Origin of the sequence: Qipengyuania pelagi (genome assembly GCF_009827295.1) — a bacterium.
In the GTDB taxonomy this organism is placed as follows: Bacteria; Pseudomonadota; Alphaproteobacteria; order Sphingomonadales; family Sphingomonadaceae; genus Qipengyuania; species Qipengyuania pelagi.
The window spans coordinates 1,292,368-1,311,670 of sequence record NZ_WTYD01000001.1; the positions used below are offsets into that span (position 1 = coordinate 1,292,368).

Sequence of the window (19,303 nt, forward strand, 5' to 3'; positions counted from 1 at the left end):
TACGCCAGCCCCGCATCACTTGCGGCTGCGCAGCAACCGCCTTTCAGCAGGGTTGGCGCGATCGAAGAGGGCGCGCGTCCGCTTCGGACCTTTCTCCTCCGGGACCGGAGCTTCCAGCGTCCAACGCGGCGCATCGAGCGCGGCAGCGATGGCATCGAGCGTCTCCGGTCGTCCCGAGCCGGGCGAAGCGCCTTCCAGGCGGGCAATGGCAGCCTGAGTCAAAGACGCTTTCTCAGCGAGCTGTGCCTGCGAGAATCGACGATGATCGCGCCATGCGCGCACGGGATTCACACCCTCCGCAATCCGGCTTTCGACATCGAAGGGGATGCCCCCCTCCTCCGCGAGCGAAGCAAGGCCCGTTTCTGCCGCGATACGATCCGCGGTATCTTCGGACGCCGCGATCATGCGATCGAGCCGTTCGCGGGGAAGGACGGCCATTTCGGTGCCGTCCGGGGCGAAAAAGAACTGGGTCTCGGTGGTCATTTTTTAATCTTTCAATCAATCAATCATTTCGGTGCCACGGCGGGCCGGTCAATCGTAGACCGACCCGCGCGCCGCGATGGCGAGGATGGCGAGAACCCTGCCATCCTCCGTGAAAATCACGCGCCAGTCACCGACCCGCAGACGAAACGCATCCATTCCTTTCAGAGCGGTGATGTTGTTGGCGAGTTCGCCGCGCGACGATGCCAGCTGCGCAATCTTTGCCCGGACGCGCGAAGCTTCATTGGCAGGCATCCGGCGGAGGGCTTTGGCGGCGGGCTTGGCGAGAACGATTTCCATTCCCCGTACATAACACATAACAACAACGAGGCAACAACAAAAAACAACAAGAAGCGTTTTTGTTGTTGCGGCAATTCGGGGTCGGGTCCGCTGCGATCGCGTCGGGAGTGGCGCGTTGACTGATCTGCCGTATCTCGAAGCTGCGCTGGCGGGGAATCGCGATGCCTGGGTTTGCCCACTGCGCGACGAGCTCAACGCGGCGATTGCAGGTATGCCTCATCCTGCGATGTCACGGGTGCTGGCGCTCGGCGCACCGAACCGGTTTCTGGGCCAGCTCGTGGCGGCAGGCGATGTGGCGGCGGCGCGGGTATCGATCCATCGGCCGCGGCGCGGGCCCGAGCTGTTCGAGATCGGCGGGCCGGACGCCCGGCTGCTGATCGGGGTGCGCGAGCAGGGCGTGCTGGTCGATATCTGCGCGCTGGCGACGCATGAGGCGAACCAGTGGGCGCTGCGGCGCGGGGATGGCTGGTGCCTTGGCTACGATGCCTGGCTGGCCTGCGAGACGGGAGCGGCGCGGGCCCTGCGGATCGTGGCGACGCCGCTGGCCTGGCTACGCGGCGGGGGTGCGGGCGTGTGCGTGCTGGACTGGGATATCGGCGTGCGGATGTTGCGCGGCCTCGGCGAAGGCGTCACGCTCAAGACCGATCGCGGCGCAGGCGAACGCCTGCGCGCGCTGTTGCAGCATGGCGGCTTTGCGCGCCAACGCGGGAGCGAATGAGACCGCAGGGCTGTCGAAGGTCGAGCGAGACACACGCGAGAGCGCCGAGCAAGAGGAATTGAACGATGAAGTGGACGAAGCCGATGCTGCTGGCCGCGGCGCTGCCGATGATCTTTGGAACGGCGGCCTGTTCGACGACTAGCCCGGACCTCGGGCTCGACCGCGCAGTCACCGCGACGTGTCCGCGCTCGATCGCGGCACCGGGCGAGCTACCGCCAAGCGAGGCGTTCACCCTCCCCGATGGCCGCAAGGTCGTTCCGATTGGGAACGCGGTAGCGCGTGAAAACATGCTGCTGCGCGGCGCGCTGGTCTATCGGGATGGATATCGCGCATGTCGGTCGGTGGTGATCTACGCTGAAGAGCGGGACGAGGCATTGCGGGCTAGCCGAACCAGTTGAAGACCCCGCTGATATAGGCAGCGATCACAAGCGCGAAGACCGCTGCCAACTCGATGCGGAACAGCCAGCGCCTCACACGCTCTCGCTGATCGTCGGTCACCCGCCCTCGCCCCGCCATTCCGCCATAGCCTTGTCCAGTTGCACGAGTGCGCGGGGAAGTCGCGACGGATCGGGGTCACGATAAAATTCCGAAGCATAAGCCAGATCGGACACCTTCTTCGCCGCCTTGGCGAGGCGCAGGGTTCGGCTTTCGCTCACAGCACTTCTCCGATCGCAGCGCGGAATTCTTCCCAACGAGCGGCCTCGTCGGGCTGATTGTCAGGAAACAGCTGCAAGCGCTCGAACGCGATGGCCAGCCTCTCGGAATGATTCGGCGCTCGCAGGGCGTGGCAATTCTCGACCGCCTGGCGCAGCTCGAGATAGTCGACGCGCTGGCTCGCATCGAACTGCCGAAAGCGCTGCACCCGCTCGAATGCGGACTTGACGCGATCGATGCCGGGGAAGCGGGTCGTGGTGGTCATCCGCGCTTGCTGCCATGCGGCAGCCCCGGAGGGAAGCGCCGATCAGCGGGAGACGAGATCCGGGCAGGTCCGTGCGACGGCCTTCTTGTTATCCCACCGCGCGACATAGGCCGCGCCGCCTTCGGCCAGCTGGTAACACGACAGGTCGGTTTCGCCGGCGCGCACCAGAGCAAGCGTGCGGCCGTAATGATCCTCGCCAATGCGAATGATCGACAATGGACCGTTTTCCATCGCCTCGACCAGCGACTGGGTGGATGCGAACGGGTCACCCGGCACACACTCCCGCCCCGCCCGACATCTGCCCGGCTTCTCCGGCGTGTCGATACCGAGCAGGCGGATGCGCTCCTCGCCGCAGCGAATCGTGTCACCATCGGTCACGGTGCAGGTGGCCTCGATCGGCACTGGTGCGGGCAGCGGCGAACAGGCGGCGCAGGCAAGTGCGAGGATCAACATCTCACGAATCCTGTACAGGGGCGTTTACTCTGGTCGCATGGTCTCGCATCCAATTCGGCGGCTTAAGCGCAAGCGCGACGTCGCTTTCACGCTAGTGCAGATCGCCAATCCGCATTGCATCGTGCCATATGACCGACGATTTAAAGTTTACACCCAATCTGTAACCCATTGATTTGATGTGCGGCAATTTCGCCCCGTTTTACCGGCAACCATTTGATGCGAAGGGTATCTTACGTGCTTTGGGAGCAGAGGGTCGCAGGTTCGAATCCTGTCTCCCCGACCATTATTTGGAATGGCACATTCCCGCGATATCCGTGAAAGCCGTGAGGGCGGCTGTCGAAGGCGCGTGAGTCGCCGGGATGCGGGCGATAGATAGCGTTGCTGTCTGTGACGATGAACGAGCGGGATCATGATGAAACGACTCCTCCGCAAAATCCTTCGACGGCCGCATTCTGAAATCCGCGATGATATTCAGGTGGAGGAATTCGTCGAACTGCAACGCTGTGAATTGTTCGGTCCATCCTGGATCGGATTTCGCAGCTACGCCAATTCAAGCCTGCTCAGGCGCGTGCGGGTCGGACGGTTCTGCTCGATAGGGCGGCGCTGTTCGGTTGGTGCGGCGCTCCACGATGTGGACTGCTTCACCACCCACCCTATAGCGCGCTCCGACAGCTTCCAATCCGATCCGTTGACGGTGATCGGCAACGATGTCTGGATCGGCGACAACGTGGTCATCGTGGCGGGCGTTTCCGTTGGAGACGGGGCGGTGATCGGTGGCGGTGCGGTGGTCACGAAAGACGTTCCACCCTATGCCATTGTCGGCGGTGTGCCGGCGCGCCTGATCCGCCCGCGCTTTGAAGAGCAACAGATCGCCGACCTGCTCGAAGCGAAATGGTGGCAATATGGCGACCGCGCCGTGGACCTGTGCGGCAAGGGCGCGACGCCCGACCAGATGCTGTCCGCATTGGCCGACGGCTCGATCGAGCCCTTGCCCGAGCATTTCAGCCCGTGGCGAGGTTCTTGAGCGTCGCGCTGCCGGAGGTTCGCCTCACTCCGGCATGACCTCCAGAACGCGGTCCGGCGTCATCGGAAAACTGAGGACGCGCGCGCCGCAGGCGTTGTAGATCGCATTGGCGATCGCACCCGCACCGCCGCACATGCCCAGCTCGCCGATACCCTTCGCCTGAATGGGGCTTGCGACCGGATCGCGTTCCTCCACCATCACGACCTCGACCTCCCCCACGTCGCGGTTCACCGGGACGTGATATTCGGCAAGATCGCAATTGACGAGATGGCCGTCTTTGGGATCGAAATGCAGCGCTTCGGTCAGAGCGGCGCCGATGCTCCAAGTGATCCCGCCCAGACATTGCGAGCGAGCGGTCTTCTCGTTCAGCACGCGGCCGAACCCGAAGGCTCCGAGCATCCTGTCGACCCGCGTTTCCCCGGTGAAGCGGTTAACCCGAACCTGGGCGAAGAAGGCTCCGAAACCTGACGCAGTATGGCTGTCGGCGATATCGCCCGGCTCGTAATGGCCCTCTTCGGACAGTTCCTCGCCATCGAGCAATTCGACCAGAGACCGCCCGCCCTCGACCGCGCCATCGCGCAGGATCAGATCGCTTTCTCCGGTGCCTGCCCTCTCCGCCAGCATCTTACGCAAAGCGCGGCAAGCGAGATAGGCTGCCGATCCGATCGAGGCCGCGCCCCAGCTGCCGCCGGAACCGGGGCCGCGCGGGAAATCGGTATCGCCCAATTGGACGAGCACATCGTCCACCGCGATCCCAAGCATTTCCGCGACCATCTGAGCGAGGATCGTATAGGTGCCGGTCCCGATATCGGTCATATCCGTACGTATCTCGGCAGTGCCATCGGGTTTCAGAGTCACCCTCGCCCTCGCCTCGCCGACATTGTGCACGCGCGCCGCGCTCGCCATGCCGGTGCCGATCCACCATTCGCCGTCCCGCGTGTGGCGCGGCGATCGAGGCCCCGAATCCCAGCCGAACCGTTCCGCCCCTTGCTTCAGGCATTCGGCAAGCTTGTGGGATGAAAACGGCAAATCCTCTTCGGGATCGCGATGGGGGATGTTGAGAAGGCGCAGCTCGACCGGATCGACGCCGCTCTTTTCCGCGAGAACGTCCATCGCGATTTCCAGCGCGGGCATACCCACCGCTTCCCCCGGCGCGCGGACCGACCCGGCGGTCATGCGGTGGATGCGCGCGACTTCGAGCTTCAGGGCGCGATTGTCGCCGCCGTACAGGAAGTGCGAGGATTGCAGCACGGGCTCGGCGAATTCCTCTGCGGGAAGGTTCGAAACCAGCGCCTCATGCCCGAACCCGTCGAGCCTGCCCTCGCCGTCTCCGGCCAGGCGAAGCCGTTGTGTGGTCTCGCTGCGGCGCATGACGCACTGGAAGACCTGCTGGCGGCTCATCACCACGCGGACCGGCCTTCCGACTTTCTCGGCGGCGATCGCGGCCGCGACGACTTCCTCGCTGATGCCGAGCTTCGATCCGAACCCGCCCCCGACATAGCGCGAGACGATCCGCACCCGGTCCTCTTCGACACCCAGAGTGTCGGCGAGTTCGGCGATGTTGTAGTTCAACATCTGTAGCGAGGCGTGGACCGTCAGCTTGTCGCCCTCCCACTGCGCGATCGCGGCGTGGGGTTCCATGGCGGCGGACGCATGGCCCTCGGTGGTGATCGCGAGGTCGACCGAATGATCGGCGCGGCTCATCGCCTGTGCCAGATCGCCTTGATCGACGGTTTCGTCCTCCTGCTCCTCAGGCTCGACATCAGAAGGGTGGAGCGGAGCGCCGTCTTCCGCCCGATATTCCACCTTCAGATGCTTCGCCGCGTCGCGCGCCTGCTCGAACGTCTCGGCGACGACGACCGCAATCGGCTGGCCCCAGAAGAAGACCTTCGTCGGCCCTTGTTGTGGCGCTTCGCCGGCGGTTCCCTGCGCCGCCCGCGTCGTCAGGCGCTCGTCATCGATAACGGCAAGGACACCGGGCATTTCGAGCACCGAGGCCTTGTCGATCGACACGACCTCGCCGCGCACGATCGTCGTTGTCACGATCACGCCCTCGGCAGCATTCTCGACCGGGTATTCGACAGCGTAGGGCGCCGTTCCGGTCACCTTCGCCAGCCCCTCGACCCGCGAAACGGGCTTGCCCAGCACGCCCTGCTTCATCGTGTCGAGAAAGTTTTCGGTGTCGGGTTCGTCTTGCTTGAGATGGGCGGTCATATCGCGGTCTCCGTCGCTTCGGCCAACACGGCGGCGAGCGTGCGCCGGGCGAGCGGGATCTTGAAATCGTTCTCGCCATAGCCCTGCGCGTCTTCCAGCAGCAGGTCGGCGGCGCGGTCGAACAGAGCGGCGTCCGGCACCTTTCCGCCCAGCAGGTCGGCAAGGCGGGGATCGTGCCAGGGCTTGTGCGCCAGTCCACCGAAAGCGAGGTCTGCGCGCGCGATGGTCTCGCCTTCCATCGCGATCACGGCGGCTACCGAGACCAGGGCGAAGGCATAGGACGAGCGCTCGCGCACCTTGCGGTAGATCTGCTTCCCTTCGACCGGGGCTGGCAGGATTACCGAGGTGATGACCTCGCCCGGCTCCAGCACATTGTCGCGCCAGGGCGTGTCGCCCGGCAGGCGATGGAAGTCGCGAACCGGAACCTGGCGGCGGGCATCACCCGCCCCTTCGATCTCGACCATGGCATCGAGCGCGCTCATCGCCACGGCCATGTCGCCGGGATAGGTCGCGATACAGTGGGGACTGGTGCCGAGAACGCCGTGGAGGCGCGCGATCCCGTCTATCGCGCCACAGCCCGAACCGGGGTCGCGCTTGTTGCAGGGCTGGTCGATATTGGTGAAGTAGTAACAGCGCGTGCGCTGGCACAGATTGCCGCCGGTCGTGGCGCGATTGCGCAATTGCTGTGTCGCCCCGGCGAGAATGGCGCGCGCCAGCACCGGATAGTCGCTGCGGATGCGGTCATGGTTCGCGGTCGCGGTGTTGGTGACGAGCGCGCCGATGCGCACCCCGCCATCCGCTGTCTCCTCGATCGCATTCATGCCCAGCCGGTCGATCGCGACCAGCCGCTCGGGCGTCTCGACCTGCAATTTCATCAGGTCGAGCAGATTGGTCCCACCCGCGATCAGCGTGGCGGTTTCGCCATCCGAGAGGGAATACGCGTGATCGAGGCTGTCGGGCCGCTGGAGATCGAATGGTCTCATGCGGCGTCTCCCTGTCCGGCGACATCGCGGATCGCGGCGACGATATTGGCATAGGCTCCGCAGCGGCACAGATTGCCGCTCATCCGTTCGCGGATTTCCTCGGCCGTCGCCGTCATCTCGCCGGTCAGATCTGCGCTTGCGTCGCTGGCGAAACCGGCCTTGATCTCGTCCAGCATGGCGGTGGCCGAACACACCTGGCCCGGTGTGCAATAGCCGCATTGATACCCGTCATGCTCAACGAAAGCGACCTGGAGCGGCGACGGGTTCTCGGGCGTGCCCAACCCCTCGATCGTCGTGACATCGTCCCCGTCATGCAGGGCGGCGAGCGTCAGGCAGCTGTTGATCCGCATCCCATTGACGATGACGGTGCAGGCCCCGCACTGGCCGTGATCGCAGCCCTTCTTGGTGCCGGTGAGACCCAGATCGTGGCGCAGGAAATCCAGCAGGCTGGTGCGCGGATCGCTCGGCAGGGGGTGGTCGGTTCCGTTGATGGTGATGGTATCGGGCAAGACGGTCTCCTCGTCCCCCCTCAACCGGCCTGACCCTTTTAAGGTCCGAAGAAATTTATGGAGTTTCGGTTTGCGGCGACGCGGATCGGCGGCAAAGGAACGCGATGACCGATTATCATTTCTACCGGCCCGAGGATGGGCACCGCCTTCCGCACAGCCCCTTGAACGCCATCGTCGCGCCGCGCCCGATCGGCTGGATCTCGACGATCGGCAGGGACGGCACGCGCAATCTGGCGCCCTACAGCTTCTTCAACCTCATCAATTACGACCCGCCCCTCATCGTGTTTGCCTCGTCAGGGTGGAAGGACACGGTCGCGAATATCGAGGCGAGCGGCGAATTCGTGTGGAACCTCGCCACGCGCGCGCAGGCCGAAGCGATGAACGCCACTTCCGCGAGCGTCGGGCCGGGGGTGGACGAGTTTGCTCTGGCGGGATTGGACACGCTCCCTTCCACGATCGTCGCCCCGCCGCGCGTGGCGGGCAGCCCGGTGCATTTCGAATGCAGAATGACCCAGCTGATCCGGCTTGAGGATCGGCATGGTGAAGAACTCGATCAATGGCTGGTGATCGGTGAAGCGGTCGGCATCCATATCGATCCCGCCATGCTCGAAGATGGTGTCTACCAGACTGCCCGCCCCGTCCCGATTACGCGCGGCGGCGGACCGGCGGATTATTTCGCCATCACGCAGGATGCGCTGTTTAAGATGAAGCGCCCCGACTGATCCGCCGAGCGCAATCGCTCAATATCCCCGGCGACCCGACCGCTGCGCGAAATGCGACGTGCGAGGATGCAAGCGCCGCTTCGCTGTCGCGCGGCCTGCCGAGCCGGGCGATGGCGAGATAGACCGTATGCAAGGCGATGTAACCGGTTGCAGGAACGGGCGCGATGCGACAGGATCGTGGCAAAGACGAGAGGATGATGATGGCGAGCGTTTGGAAACCGATTGCGATGGCGCTGGTCGTCTTCGCCCTGCCCGTGCCCGGTGCTGCGCAGGATGCGGAGCGTTATCGGGAATGTTCCCCGGACGGGCGGCTGTGCTTCGCGCTCGAGACGGTGGCGGAAGCGCCGCATTACTCGGTGACCCGCGACGGCAAACCAGTGATCGCCCCCTCCCGCTTGGGCTTCGTGCTGCGCGGTGCGGGCAAATGGGGCAATCGCGTGGCGCTGGGCGAAGCGGTGCGGCGCGACCATGAAGGCGAGTGGGAACAACCCTGGGGCGAGAACCGCGTGGTGCGCGACGACTATCGCGAAATCCGCATACCCATCACCGAACTCGGCAAGACCGAACGCCGCATCGACCTGATCGCGCGGGTCTTCGACGGCGGCGTAGGATTTCGCTTCGCCTTCCCCGACCAGGAGCAGCTTGCCGATGTCAAGATCGACGAGGAGCTGACCGAGTTCAACATTTCGGGTGACGCCGAAGCCTGGTGGATTCCGGGCGGCGAGTGGAACCGCTACGAATATGTGTACAACCACACCCCCGCCAATCAGGTCGGCACAGCGCATTCGCCGCTGACCCTGCGCCGCGCGGATGGCCTCCACCTCGCGATCCACGAAGCGGCATTGGAAGATTACAGCGGCTTCTGGCTCCAGCGGGTCGAAGGTCAGCGGTTCCGCACCATGCTCGCGCCGTCATCCCAGCCATGGAAGGTGCGCCGCACCGCGCCCTTCGTCACACCCTGGCGCACGATCCTGATCGCCGAGGATGCGCCGCGCCTCTATGCGGCGGCGGACATCCTGCTCAATCTCAACGAACCCAACCGTCTCGGCGATGTCAGCTGGTCGAAACCGCACAAATATGTCGGTATCTGGTGGGCGATGCATCTCGACAAATGGAGCTGGAACGCTGGCCCCAAGCATGGCGCCACCACCCAGCACGCGATCGACTATATCGATTTCGCCGCGAAGCATGGCTTCAAATCCGTCCTGATCGAAGGCTGGAACGAGGGGTGGTGGAGCGAGAGCGGACGCAATTTCCAGTTCGCCACCGCCTACCCCGATTTCGACATGGATCGCATCGCCGCCTATGCCGCGTCGAAGGGTGTCGAGATCATGGGCCACCACGAAACGGCGGGCAATGCCGGGCTTTACGAACGCCAGCTCGAGGAAGCGCTCGATTATTACCAGCGGCACGGCGTCCATTCGGTCAAGACCGGCTATGTCGCCGATGCGGGCGGCGTGCTGCGCGAGGACCCGGACGGCACCGAACAGTGGGAGTATCACGACGGGCAGTACATGGCCCGCCATCACGTCCTCGTCGCCGAACGTGCCGCCGAACATGAGATCGCCATCAACGCGCATGAGCCGATCAAGGATACCGGTATGCGCCGCACCTATCCCAATCTGATGACACGCGAAGGTGCGCGGGGGACCGAATATATGGCCTGGGGCGAGCCGCCCAATCCGCCCAGCCACGAGCCGACCCTGCTGTTCACGCGGATGCTGGCAGGCCCGTTCGACCTGACGCCGGGCATCGTCAGTCTGCAAGGGCGCGAAGGCCTCTTGCCCAACACGCTGGCGCGGCAATTGGCCGATTACGTGGTGATCTATTCCCCGCTCCAGATGGCGGCGGATTTGCCCGAGAACTACGCCAAGGCCCCCGATGCGCTGGCCTTCATCGAACAGGTCCCGGTCGACTGGGAGCGGACGAAAGTCCTTTCCGGCGAGGTCGGACAATTCGGCGTCGTCGCCCGCCAGCGCCGCGGCGGGGAGGATTGGTGGATCGGCGGCGTCACCGACGAAACCGCGCGCGAGGTCGAACTCGACCTCACCTTCCTCGATCCGGGCAGGCGCTACACAGCCGAAATCTGGCGCGATGGCGAAGGCGGCGGGATCGACGGGGATCGCTTCGCCATGGTGCGCGAGACGAGGGTCATTACGGGCGGCGAGGCGATGCGCGTGCTGATGCAGGCGGGCGGCGGCTTCGCGATGAGCCTCAGGCCCCTAGACTGACCTCACTTCGGGCGGAGGCGCCTATCGAAACACCACGGTGCGGATGCCGTTGAGGAAGACCCGCCTTTCCGCCGTCCAGCGCACCGCGCGGGCCAGCACGCGCGCCTCGATATCGCGGCCGATGCGGACGAGATCCTGTTCGGTCGCGCGGTGATCGACTCGCTCGATATCCTGTTCGATGATCGGCCCTTCGTCGAGATCGCCGGTGACGAAATGCGCCGTCGCACCGATCAGCTTGACTCCGCGCTCATGCGCCTTCCCATAGGGCCGCGCGCCCTTGAAGCTGGGGAGGAAGCTGTGGTGGATATTGATGCACCGCCCCGCCAGCGTCCCCGCCAGATCGGACGACAGCACCTGCATATAGCGGGCGAGCACCAGCGTATCGGCGCGGCTCTCCTCGAAGACGCGCAGCATCCGCGCTTCCTGCTCGCCGCGCCGGTCGGGATCGACGGGCAAGTAGTGATAGGGGACGCCATGCCATTCGGTAAGATCGCGCAGCCCTTCGTGGTTCGACACCACACCCACGATTTCGACCGGCAGATTGCCCGTCTGCCAGCGATGCAGGAGGTCGTTGAGACAATGGCTCCCCCGAGACACCGCGATCAGCAGGCGCGGCCGATGATCGGCGGGCAGCAGCTCCCAGTCCATCGCGTAATCCTGCGCGATCGGAGCGAAGCCGGACCGCAGATCATCCACCGATTGGGGGAACGACACTCCCTCTGCGCGAAATTCGATCCTGAGGAAGAAGCGTCCCGCTTCGAGATCGGCATATTGCTGGCTGTCGAGGATGAAGCCTCCGATCGCGGCCAGATGGCTGCTGACCGCGGCGACGATGCCCACCCGATCCTCGCAGGACAGGGTGAGAATGAAGGCGGGTTTGGCTTGTTCGTGAGAAGCGGGATCGGCGCTGGGTGTCATGGCGGCACTTGTATCAAAGGATCGGCGGAGCGCCAGACGGCACTAACGCTTTCGGGAGGCCCGGCGAAAGCAGGCCGCTGAGGCCAGCCACGATCCCGCGAGAACCGTGCCCCAGACCAGCGCCCGCGCCTGTCCGCCAGGTTGTGCGATAGTCGAGGGTGCGGTCGCGAACAGCAGACCGAGCGACACCTGCATGGCCGCCACGCCCGCCATCGCCCGCGCCATGCCCGCCGCCTCCATCCGCACGGCAAAGGCGCCGACTGCGGCCGCGAGGATCACCATGAAGGACGCGGCCCCCTGCCCGTCGTCGCGCACGATCGTCGTCCAAACGGTCACGAAGGCGGTTAGCGCAGCCAGCCCCAGCCCGACCCGATAGGCCCGCGAGGCGGTCTGTGACTTGGCGAACAGAATCATCGGCACATCTCCCTTTTTACGGGAAAAACCTGCCTGACGAGGAAGCGGAAATCATGAGCGCGATGTGAGCAAACACGCCTGCCCCTCAATGATGCGCGTGATGCCCTGCCCCCGCCGCGTTTTCGGCATCGTGGCGGCCCTTCGCCATCGCGACCTCGTCACCGATCGGCGCGTCCACGGCCGGACCGTCGCTGTCGCGATATTGGCGGCGCAGCTCTTCGAGCTTGTCCTTCATCCGCGCAATTTCGTCCTTCATCCGGGGATCGTCGATGCGGTTGCGCATCTCGTTGGGGTCGGTCTGAAGGTCGTAGAACTCCCACTGGTCGATATCGCCATAGAACCGCATCAGCTTGTAGCGGCCCTGCTTGACGCCGTAATGCGCGCGCACCGAATGGAAACCGGGATATTCGTAATAGTGGTAATAGATGGCGTCGCGCCAGTCCGACGGCGGCGTTCCGTCGACCACTTCGCGTAAGGAGCGGCCCTGAATGGTTCCTCGTTCGGGAAGGCCCGCATAATCGAGGAAAGTGGGCGCATAATCCACGTTCTGCACGGGCGCGCCGATCCGCGTGCCCGGCGCGATGTGGCCGGGATACTGCATCACCAGCGGCGTCCGCAGGCTTTCCTCATACATGAACCGCTTGTCGAACCAGCCATGCTCGCCGAGATAGAAACCCTGGTCGGACGTGTAGATGACGATCGTGTTGTCCGCCTCGCCCGAATTTTCCAGCCAGTCGAGCACGCGGCCCACGCTGTCGTCCACTGCGGCGACCGTGCCGAGATATTCGTGCATGTAGCGCTGGTATTTCCAGATCGCCATCTCCCTGTCGCTCATATCAGCGGCGTTCATGGCATCGTTGCCGGGCTGGAGCGCGCCGAAATAGGCCTCGCGCTGTTCGGGGGTCATGCGCGCGAAATCGTCGGTCCAGGGATTGAAGCGCAATTCGCGGCTCCCCTCCTCGACCGTCATCTTCAGATCGTGCCCCTCATACATGTCGCGATAGATGTTCATTTCCTGCGCCGCGGCGGCGGGGCGTCCGTCGTAATGGTCGAAATAATTGGTCGGCACGGGAAATTCCGTGCCGATATATTTCTGCACATGGCGAAGGGCGGGCATGAAATTGCGGTGCGGCGCCTTGTGGTGGATCAGCAGGGCGAAAGGCTTGTCGCTGCCCGCCCGCCCGTCGAGCCAGGCGAGGCTGCGATCGGTGACGAGGTCGGTGGCATAGCCTTCGACCACGCTGCGTCCGTCGGGCGTGATGATGTCGGGATTGTAGTATTTGCCCTGATCGTCGAGCACGGCCCAATCGTCGATCCCCGCGCCTTCGGGCGAGTAATTGAGGTGCCATTTCCCGAACAGGGCGGTGTCGTAGCCCGACGCCCCTAGTTCGCGCACCCAGTTCCATTGCGAATTGTCGAATTTCTGCCCGTTCTGCGTGAAGCCATGCATATGGCTGAACTGGCCGGTCAGCATGGTGGCCCGCGCCGGGCCGCACAGCGAATTGGTGACGTAGCTGTTTTCGAACAACGCCCCGTTCTTCGCGATCCGGTCGATATTGGGCGTCGGCGCGAGGCGGCCGATCTCGGTCCCGTAGGCGGAAATCGCGCTCTGCGCATGATCGTCCGACATGATGAAGATGATGTTCGGACGGCGCTGTTCGACGGGCGCCGTGTCTGTCTGAGCCACCGTTCCCGCACTCTCGGTGGCGGCGGGAACGGTGGCGCAGCCCGGCAGGACGCAGGCCAGGGCCATGGCGGCGAAAGCGGTGCGCCCCGTCATCATGCTCACTCCGTGATCGTGAAGGTGACCGGCGTGCTCGCGTCCGCGCCGGAGCTCGGCGCGATCCAGAGACGGAACTCGCCCGGCTCCCACCCATGCGACATATCCTGACGGGTGAAGGCGAGATCCTCGGGCCGCAGAGTGAACGTGACCGTCCGGCTCTCTCCGGGCTGGAGCATGACCTTCTCGAAGCCCTTCAGCTCCTGCACCGGGCGCGTCACCGACCCGACGAGGTCACGCACATAAAGCTGCGCAACCTCCGCCCCGGCGCGCTTGCCGGTGTTGGTGATGGTGGCGCTGGCGGTGATCGAACCGCCTGCCCCCATGCTCGGCGCGCTCAAGCTGACGGGGGAATAGGCAAAGTCGGTGTAGCTGAGTCCGTAACCGAACCGGTAGAGCGGCGCATTCGGCGTGTTGAGATAGCGCGAGACGTATTTCGCGCCCGGTGCGCCCAGTTCGATCGGGCGGCCGGTGTTCTTCATGTCGTAATAGATCGGCGCCTGGCCGACATTCACCGGGAAGGTCACCGGCAGCTTGCCCGAGGGGTTGTAGTCCCCGAACAGGACATCGGCCACCGCATGGCCGCCCTGCGTGCCCGGATACCAGGCGTGGAGGATCGCCGAAACGTTTTCTTCCGCCCAGATAATCGAGTTCGGCCGCCCGCTCATCATCACTAGCACCACCGGCTTGCCTGTCGCGACGAGGCGTTCGAGCAGCGCCTGCTGGTTGCCCGGCAGGTCGAGCGAGGTGCGGCTCGCCGCTTCGCCCGTCATGTCCCATTTCTCGCCCATGACCGCGACGATCACGTCGGACCGGTTCGCCACTTCGAGCGCTTCGGCGAACCCGTCCGTTTTGCTCGCATCCGCGAACTCGTAGCTCGCGCCCTTGGCGTATTCGACGCGCACGCCGCGCCCGGCCCGCGCCTTGAGACCTTCGAGCACGGTGACCGGCCGGGTCTGGCGGTCGCCCGCCGCGGCCCAGCTGCCGATCATGTCGGGCTTGCTGTCGGCAAGCGGGCCGATCAGAGCGATGCTCTGCGCTCCGGCGACGATGGGTAGGGTATCGCCTTCATTCTTGAGCAATACCATGGATTTACGAGCGACATCGCGCGCAGCTTCAAGGAATTCCGGCTTGTAGAGCGTTGCCTCCTGCCGGGCTTCGTCGGCATAGCGATAGGGGTCCTCGAACAGACCGAGGCGGTATTTCATCTCCAGCACGCGGCGGGTCGCGGTGTCGACCTGATCCATCGTGACGCGGCCCTTCGCGATCGAATCGCCGAGATGTTCGAGGAACACCGCGCCCTGCAAATCCATATCGACCCCGGCATCGAGCGCCTGTTCGCCCGCCTGTTCGAGATCCTTCGCATAACCATGCGCCACCATCTCGTTGATCGAGGTGTAGTCGGTGACGACGAAGCCGTCGAAGCCCCACTGGTCGCGCAGCACATCGGTCAGAAGGTATTTGCTGCCGCTCGCGGGCACGCCGTCATATTCGTTGAAGGCGGTCATGATGCTGCCCACGCCCGCATCGATCGCCGCCTTGAACGGGGGGAGATAGACGTCGCGCAGCGTGCGTTCCGAGATATCGACGGTGTGATAGTCGCGCCCGGCCTGCGCCGCGCCATAGCCGACGAAATGCTTGACCGTCGCCAGCACGGTATCGGTCGCAGCCAGATCGTCGCCCTGATAGCCCTCGACCCGCGCCTTCGCGACCCGGCTGCCGAGATAGACGTCCTCGCCTGCCCCCTCCGAAATGCGGCCCCAGCGCGCATCCCGCGCGATGTCGACCATGGGGGAAAAGGTCCAGTGGATGCCCTCCGCGCTCGCTTCCTGCGCGGAGACGCGGGCGGATTTCTCGACCGCTTCCATATCCCAGCTCGCAGCCTCGCCCAGCGAGATCGGGAAGATCGTGCGGTGACCGTGGATCACGTCGTATCCGAACATCAGCGGAATCTTCAGCCGCGTGTTCTCGACCGCGAGCTTCTGCAGATCGCGCGTATATCCGGCGGTATAGGCGTTGAAGATATTGCCGACCTTACCGGCGCGGATATCCTCCTGATAGCTGTCGCGCATCGTCGGGCCGGTCGATTCCCAATCGCTTGTGAGCAGCGTGAGCTGACCGACCTTTTCCTCCAGCGTCATCTTGCCGATCAGCTCGTCGAGAAAACGGTCCATCTCCGCATCGCGTGCGGCCCAGGCGGGCTGCGCGGGCTGGATCGGGACGGTGCCGGTCGAAGCGGCGGCTTGGGCGGCGGCAGGCGCGGCGCGTTCGACGGGGGCCGATTGCGCCGTCGCGCAAGCCGTCGTCGCCAATAAAGCCGCTACGATCGTGGTAGTGCGAGCCGCAAAGCCCATCGTCATGTCTCCCATTGCCCAGATGGTCGGCGCCCGAGCGGGCTCTATCGCCATCCTGTTGTGATATTTTTCGGATTCGTCCGATGCACGGCTTCTATACAACCGGATTGAAACCGGTTACAAGCCCGTTGAAACCGGTTACAGATCGGTGAGAGAGAAACCATGATTCGCGTCGTCTTGCATGGCCGACGCGAGTCGCTAGCCTCCGGGATAAGGGGGCGGATACGGGGAGAAGAAGGGCCATGATCTTTTCGCACGCCAAACGTACGTCCGTCGCAGGCAGGCTGGCCGGTGCGCTCGCGCTCGGAAGCGCTACCGGCGCCCTCGCCATCGCGCTAGCCGTTCCAGCTCACGCCCAGGAATCGAACGCATCGCTGCGCGGTTCGGTGACCGGGGCGACGCAGATCACCGCGGTCGATGTGGCGACCGGCTTCCGGCGCACGGTCGATGTGTCGCAGGACGGGCGCTACAACTTCCCGCAGCTGCGCCCCGCGACCTATTATCTCGAGATCACGGGCACAGACGGCACGGTGCGCCGTACCGACGAATTCACGCTCCAGATCGCGCAGGACGCGGTGCTCGACTTTGACGACATCGCGCAGGAACCGACCGTGGCGGACGCCTCCGCCGCGCCGGGCTCTGCGGACAATCTCATCATCGTCACCGGCGGACGGATCGTCACGCTGGAAGGCGGCGAAGTCGGCGCGAACATCTCGCAGCGCGAGATCGAAACGCTGCCCCAGAACAATCGCAACTTCCTCGCCTTCGCCGACCTCGCGCCGGGCGTGGTGTTCGAGAACCCGGACGGCCAGTCGCGCATCCAGGGCGGCGCGCAGAACAGCCGCACGGTCAACGTCTATATCGATGGCGTCGGCCAGAAGGATTACGTGCTCAAGAACGGCGTGACCGGCCAGGACAGTTCGGAAGGCAATCCCTTCCCGCAGCTGGCGGTGGGCGAATACCGCGTCATCAGCTCCAACTACAAGGCGGAGTTCGACCAGGTCAGCTCGGTCGCCATCACGGCAGGTACCAAATCCGGCACTAACGAATTCAGCGGCACCGCCTTCGTCGATTATACCGACACCGGCATGAGGCAGGAAACCCCGCTGGAGAAATTCGGCGGACGCGAAAAGGCGGAGACCAAGGATCTTCAGTTCGGCGGCGCACTCGGCGGGCCGATCGTTAAGGACGTGGCGCATTTCTTCGTCACCTATGAAGGCAAGCGCCGTCGCCTGCCGGTCACGATCGAGCCGGGTGCGGATTTCCCGGTCAGCTTCTTTCCGTCCGATCTGCAAGATGTGTTCGGCCCGACGCAGCGCGAATTCAACGAGGACCTGTTCTTCGGCAAGATCAGCCTCCAGCCGACCAGCCGTGACCTGATCGAGGTTTCGGGCAAGTATCGCAAGGAAACCGGCGTCTTCCTGAGCAGCGGAAGCACCGCTGCGGAAGCGGCTGCTTCGCAGGATGTCGATGAAAAGCGCGGCCTGCTCCGCTGGGAACACAGCGCGGATAATTTCATCAACGATTTCAAGTTCACCTATGAAAACGCCTTCTGGTCACCGCGTCCGCAGAATTTCATCCCCGGTGCGATCTACACTTTCAGCGGCAGGAGCCCGGTTACCGGCAACAACCTGACGCGCGCGCAGCTATTGCGTGTCGGGGGCAGCGCCAACTTCCAGGACAAGGGCCAGGAAGGCTACAGCGTCCAGAACGATTTCACCTGGACGGCCCTCGAAGGCCACACGATCAAGGCGGGCGTGAAGTCGAAATGGGTGAAGCTGACCCGGATCGAACAGAACTTCTTCAATCCGCAATATTCCTACAACGTCAATCGCACACCTGGCACCTTCAACACCACCATCCCCTATCAGGTGCAATTCGGCGCTGCGACCGGAGACGGTACGGCGTCCGTCATCTCCAAGAACTGGCAGTTCGGGGTCTATATCCAGGACGATTGGGACGTGAACGATCGCCTGACCCTCAATCTCGGCATCCGCTGGGATTACGAGGAAACGCCCTCCTATCTCGATTTCGTGACGCCGCAGGATGTCGTCACCGCAGTCTCGCAGGCGAACTATCCGAATATCTACAAGCCGGGCGTCGAATACGACATCAACGACTATATCTCGGACGGGACGCAGCGCGAAGCGTTCAAGGGCGCGTTCCAGCCGCGTATCGGCTTCAGTTACCAGTTCCTCGATCGCGGGCGGCTGGTGCTGTTCGGCGGCTATGGCCGCTCCTATGACCGCAACCAGTTCGATTATCTGGCGCAGGAACTGAGCATCAATGCCTACAGCACGCGAACCTTCAACTTCCTGACCGGTGATCCGAACAACACCTGCAACCCCAGCGCGACCTGCGTTCCGTTCGATCCGATCTACCTCACCGAAGCGGGCCGCCAGCAGCTGCTCGCCGGCGCTGGGGCCGGTGGCGGGCGCGGCATCCGGTTGATCAACAACGATCTCAAAGTGCCCTATTCCGACCAGTTCAGTATCGGTCTGCGCAGCGATCTGACCAGCCTGCTCAATGTCGAGGTCGGATTCCGGCACATCAAGAGCCGTGACGGCTTCGCCTATCTGCTCGGCAACCGCCGCCCCGACGGCACCTTCTTCACGCCCCCGCCCGCCGTGCCGGGATCGCCCTTCGGCTTCACGCCTCCAGGTTTCGGATCGATCATCATCGGGACGAACGGGTTGAAGACCGATGAGGATGCGGCGCATATCAAGATCGCCAAACGCTATACCCAGGCCTCGCCCTGGAACCTGACGGCGACCTACACCTATACAGATGCGACGGAGAACCGGGCTTTTGGCGAGTATTTCTCGTTCGATTTCCCGACTCTGGAAGATTACACGGTCAAGACCTCCAGCGGGCTGCGCAAGCATCGCCTCGTGATGGCCGGATCGGTCGATCTGCCGACGAACACGGTCATTTCCGGCAAGTTCCAGATCGCCTCTCCGCGCTATCTCAACAACTTCGTGCGCACGATCGGCGGCGATCCGCCCCTGGTCATCGAGACGATCAAGACTGCGGGCAACGGTGATCGCTGGGGCTTCCGCCAGCTCGACCTCGCGATCACGCAGAATATCGATCTCGGTTTCCTGACCGACCGCAGCCGCATCTATGTCCGCGCGGACATCATCAACGCGCTGAACGATCGCAATTACAACAGCTTCCTCGGCACGACGGGTGAGCGCAATTTGCGGTCCTTCAGCACGGACGGGCCGCCGCGGACGCTCAAGGTTTCCGCCGGGTTCGAATTCTGATCTCTCCTCCTTCCGCCG

At 64.0% G+C, this 19,303-nt stretch carries 17 protein-coding genes and 1 pseudogene; 6 read left to right on the plus strand and 12 right to left on the minus strand.

Annotated features, from left to right (window positions below):
* Nucleotides 1-15 precede the first annotated feature (15 nt).
* Together GRI47_RS06365 and GRI47_RS06370 are read right to left on the minus strand one after the other, a co-directional pair.
* Nucleotides 16-483 carry a helix-turn-helix domain-containing protein gene (locus tag GRI47_RS06365; RefSeq protein ID WP_160660466.1) on the minus strand — a complete coding sequence of 156 codons (468 nt, stop codon included), beginning with the start codon at nt 481-483 and terminating at the stop codon, nt 16-18.
* Between the two features lie 48 nt (nt 484-531).
* A complete protein-coding gene (locus GRI47_RS06370; protein ID WP_160660467.1) occupies nt 532-780 on the minus strand; it encodes a type II toxin-antitoxin system RelE family toxin in 249 nt (82 codons plus the stop codon).
* Nucleotides 781-895: 115 nt separating this feature from the next.
* On the opposite strand from GRI47_RS06370, the gene GRI47_RS06375 reads away from it, so the two are divergent.
* Nucleotides 896-1,498 (plus strand): hypothetical protein, encoded by a 603-nt coding sequence (locus GRI47_RS06375; protein ID WP_160660468.1) that lies wholly within the window; start codon nt 896-898, stop codon nt 1,496-1,498.
* A gap of 65 nt (nt 1,499-1,563) precedes the next feature.
* On the plus strand, nt 1,564-1,896 hold the full coding sequence (locus GRI47_RS06380) for a hypothetical protein (protein ID WP_160660469.1): 333 nt from the start codon (nt 1,564-1,566) through the stop codon (nt 1,894-1,896).
* 96 nt (nt 1,897-1,992) lie between these two features.
* Here the strand turns inward: GRI47_RS06380 and GRI47_RS06385 are convergent, their stop codons facing one another.
* From GRI47_RS06385 to GRI47_RS06395, 3 genes are read right to left on the minus strand one after another with little or no spacing between them, the layout of a single operon-like run.
* Nucleotides 1,993-2,154, minus strand: coding sequence for a hypothetical protein (locus GRI47_RS06385; RefSeq protein WP_160660470.1), 162 nt, complete (start codon nt 2,152-2,154; stop codon nt 1,993-1,995).
* Nucleotides 2,151-2,417, minus strand: a complete 267-nt coding sequence (locus tag GRI47_RS06390) for a hypothetical protein (RefSeq protein WP_160660471.1) — start codon at nt 2,415-2,417, stop codon at nt 2,151-2,153. Before GRI47_RS06390 ends, GRI47_RS06385 begins: the two co-directional genes overlap by 4 nt.
* 42 nt (nt 2,418-2,459) lie before the next feature.
* Nucleotides 2,460-2,870, minus strand: coding sequence for a thermonuclease family protein (locus tag GRI47_RS06395; protein WP_160660472.1), 411 nt, complete (start codon nt 2,868-2,870; stop codon nt 2,460-2,462).
* A 688-nt stretch (nt 2,871-3,558) separates the two neighbouring features.
* On the opposite strand from GRI47_RS06395, the pseudogene GRI47_RS15340 reads away from it, so the two are divergent.
* Nucleotides 3,559-3,768, plus strand: a pseudogene (locus tag GRI47_RS15340) (CatB-related O-acetyltransferase); the annotation flags it as partial.
* A 150-nt stretch (nt 3,769-3,918) separates the two neighbouring features.
* Here the strand turns inward: GRI47_RS15340 and GRI47_RS06405 are convergent.
* Genes GRI47_RS06405 through GRI47_RS06415 form a run of 3 tightly spaced genes read right to left on the minus strand, consistent with a single transcriptional unit; the run spans nt 3,919 to nt 7,600 of the window.
* On the minus strand, nt 3,919-6,108 hold the full coding sequence (locus GRI47_RS06405; RefSeq protein ID WP_160660474.1) for a xanthine dehydrogenase family protein molybdopterin-binding subunit: 2,190 nt from the start codon (nt 6,106-6,108) through the stop codon (nt 3,919-3,921).
* Nucleotides 6,105-7,091 carry an FAD binding domain-containing protein gene (locus GRI47_RS06410; RefSeq protein ID WP_160660475.1) on the minus strand — a complete coding sequence of 329 codons (987 nt, stop codon included), beginning with the start codon at nt 7,089-7,091 and terminating at the stop codon, nt 6,105-6,107. The genes GRI47_RS06405 and GRI47_RS06410 overlap by 4 nt, the downstream gene beginning before the upstream one ends.
* Nucleotides 7,088-7,600 carry a 2Fe-2S iron-sulfur cluster-binding protein gene (locus tag GRI47_RS06415; RefSeq protein WP_160660476.1) on the minus strand — a complete coding sequence of 171 codons (513 nt, stop codon included), beginning with the start codon at nt 7,598-7,600 and terminating at the stop codon, nt 7,088-7,090. The genes GRI47_RS06410 and GRI47_RS06415 overlap by 4 nt, the downstream gene beginning before the upstream one ends.
* 104 nt (nt 7,601-7,704) lie before the next feature.
* Between GRI47_RS06415 and GRI47_RS06420 the strand changes: the two genes are divergently transcribed.
* Together GRI47_RS06420 and GRI47_RS06425 are read left to right on the plus strand one after the other, a co-directional pair.
* The gene (locus tag GRI47_RS06420) at nt 7,705-8,322 is read left to right on the plus strand and encodes a flavin reductase family protein (RefSeq protein ID WP_160660477.1); all 618 of its coding nucleotides are present in this window, start codon (nt 7,705-7,707) and stop codon (nt 8,320-8,322) included.
* A 164-nt stretch (nt 8,323-8,486) separates the two neighbouring features.
* Nucleotides 8,487-10,553 carry a glycoside hydrolase family 97 protein gene (locus GRI47_RS06425; protein ID WP_160660478.1) on the plus strand — a complete coding sequence of 689 codons (2,067 nt, stop codon included), beginning with the start codon at nt 8,487-8,489 and terminating at the stop codon, nt 10,551-10,553.
* A gap of 21 nt (nt 10,554-10,574) precedes the next feature.
* Here GRI47_RS06425 and purU read toward each other — a convergent pair whose 3' ends face one another.
* The 4 genes from purU to bglX form a co-directional block, all read right to left on the minus strand.
* Nucleotides 10,575-11,471 (minus strand): formyltetrahydrofolate deformylase, encoded by an 897-nt coding sequence (gene purU / locus GRI47_RS06430; protein ID WP_160660479.1) that lies wholly within the window; start codon nt 11,469-11,471, stop codon nt 10,575-10,577.
* Nucleotides 11,472-11,513: 42 nt separating this feature from the next.
* Entirely contained in the window at nt 11,514-11,885 is a 372-nt protein-coding gene (locus tag GRI47_RS06435) for a hypothetical protein (RefSeq protein ID WP_160660480.1), read from the minus strand.
* An 85-nt stretch (nt 11,886-11,970) separates the two neighbouring features.
* Nucleotides 11,971-13,668 carry a sulfatase family protein gene (locus tag GRI47_RS06440; RefSeq protein WP_237452631.1) on the minus strand — a complete coding sequence of 566 codons (1,698 nt, stop codon included), beginning with the start codon at nt 13,666-13,668 and terminating at the stop codon, nt 11,971-11,973.
* Between the two features lie 2 nt (nt 13,669-13,670).
* Entirely contained in the window at nt 13,671-16,019 is a 2,349-nt protein-coding gene (bglX, locus tag GRI47_RS06445) for a beta-glucosidase BglX (RefSeq protein ID WP_160660481.1), read from the minus strand.
* Between the two features lie 242 nt (nt 16,020-16,261).
* Between bglX and GRI47_RS06450 the strand changes: the two genes are divergently transcribed.
* The gene (locus GRI47_RS06450; protein WP_160660482.1) at nt 16,262-19,285 is read left to right on the plus strand and encodes a TonB-dependent receptor; all 3,024 of its coding nucleotides are present in this window, start codon (nt 16,262-16,264) and stop codon (nt 19,283-19,285) included.
* Nucleotides 19,286-19,303 lie beyond the last annotated feature (18 nt).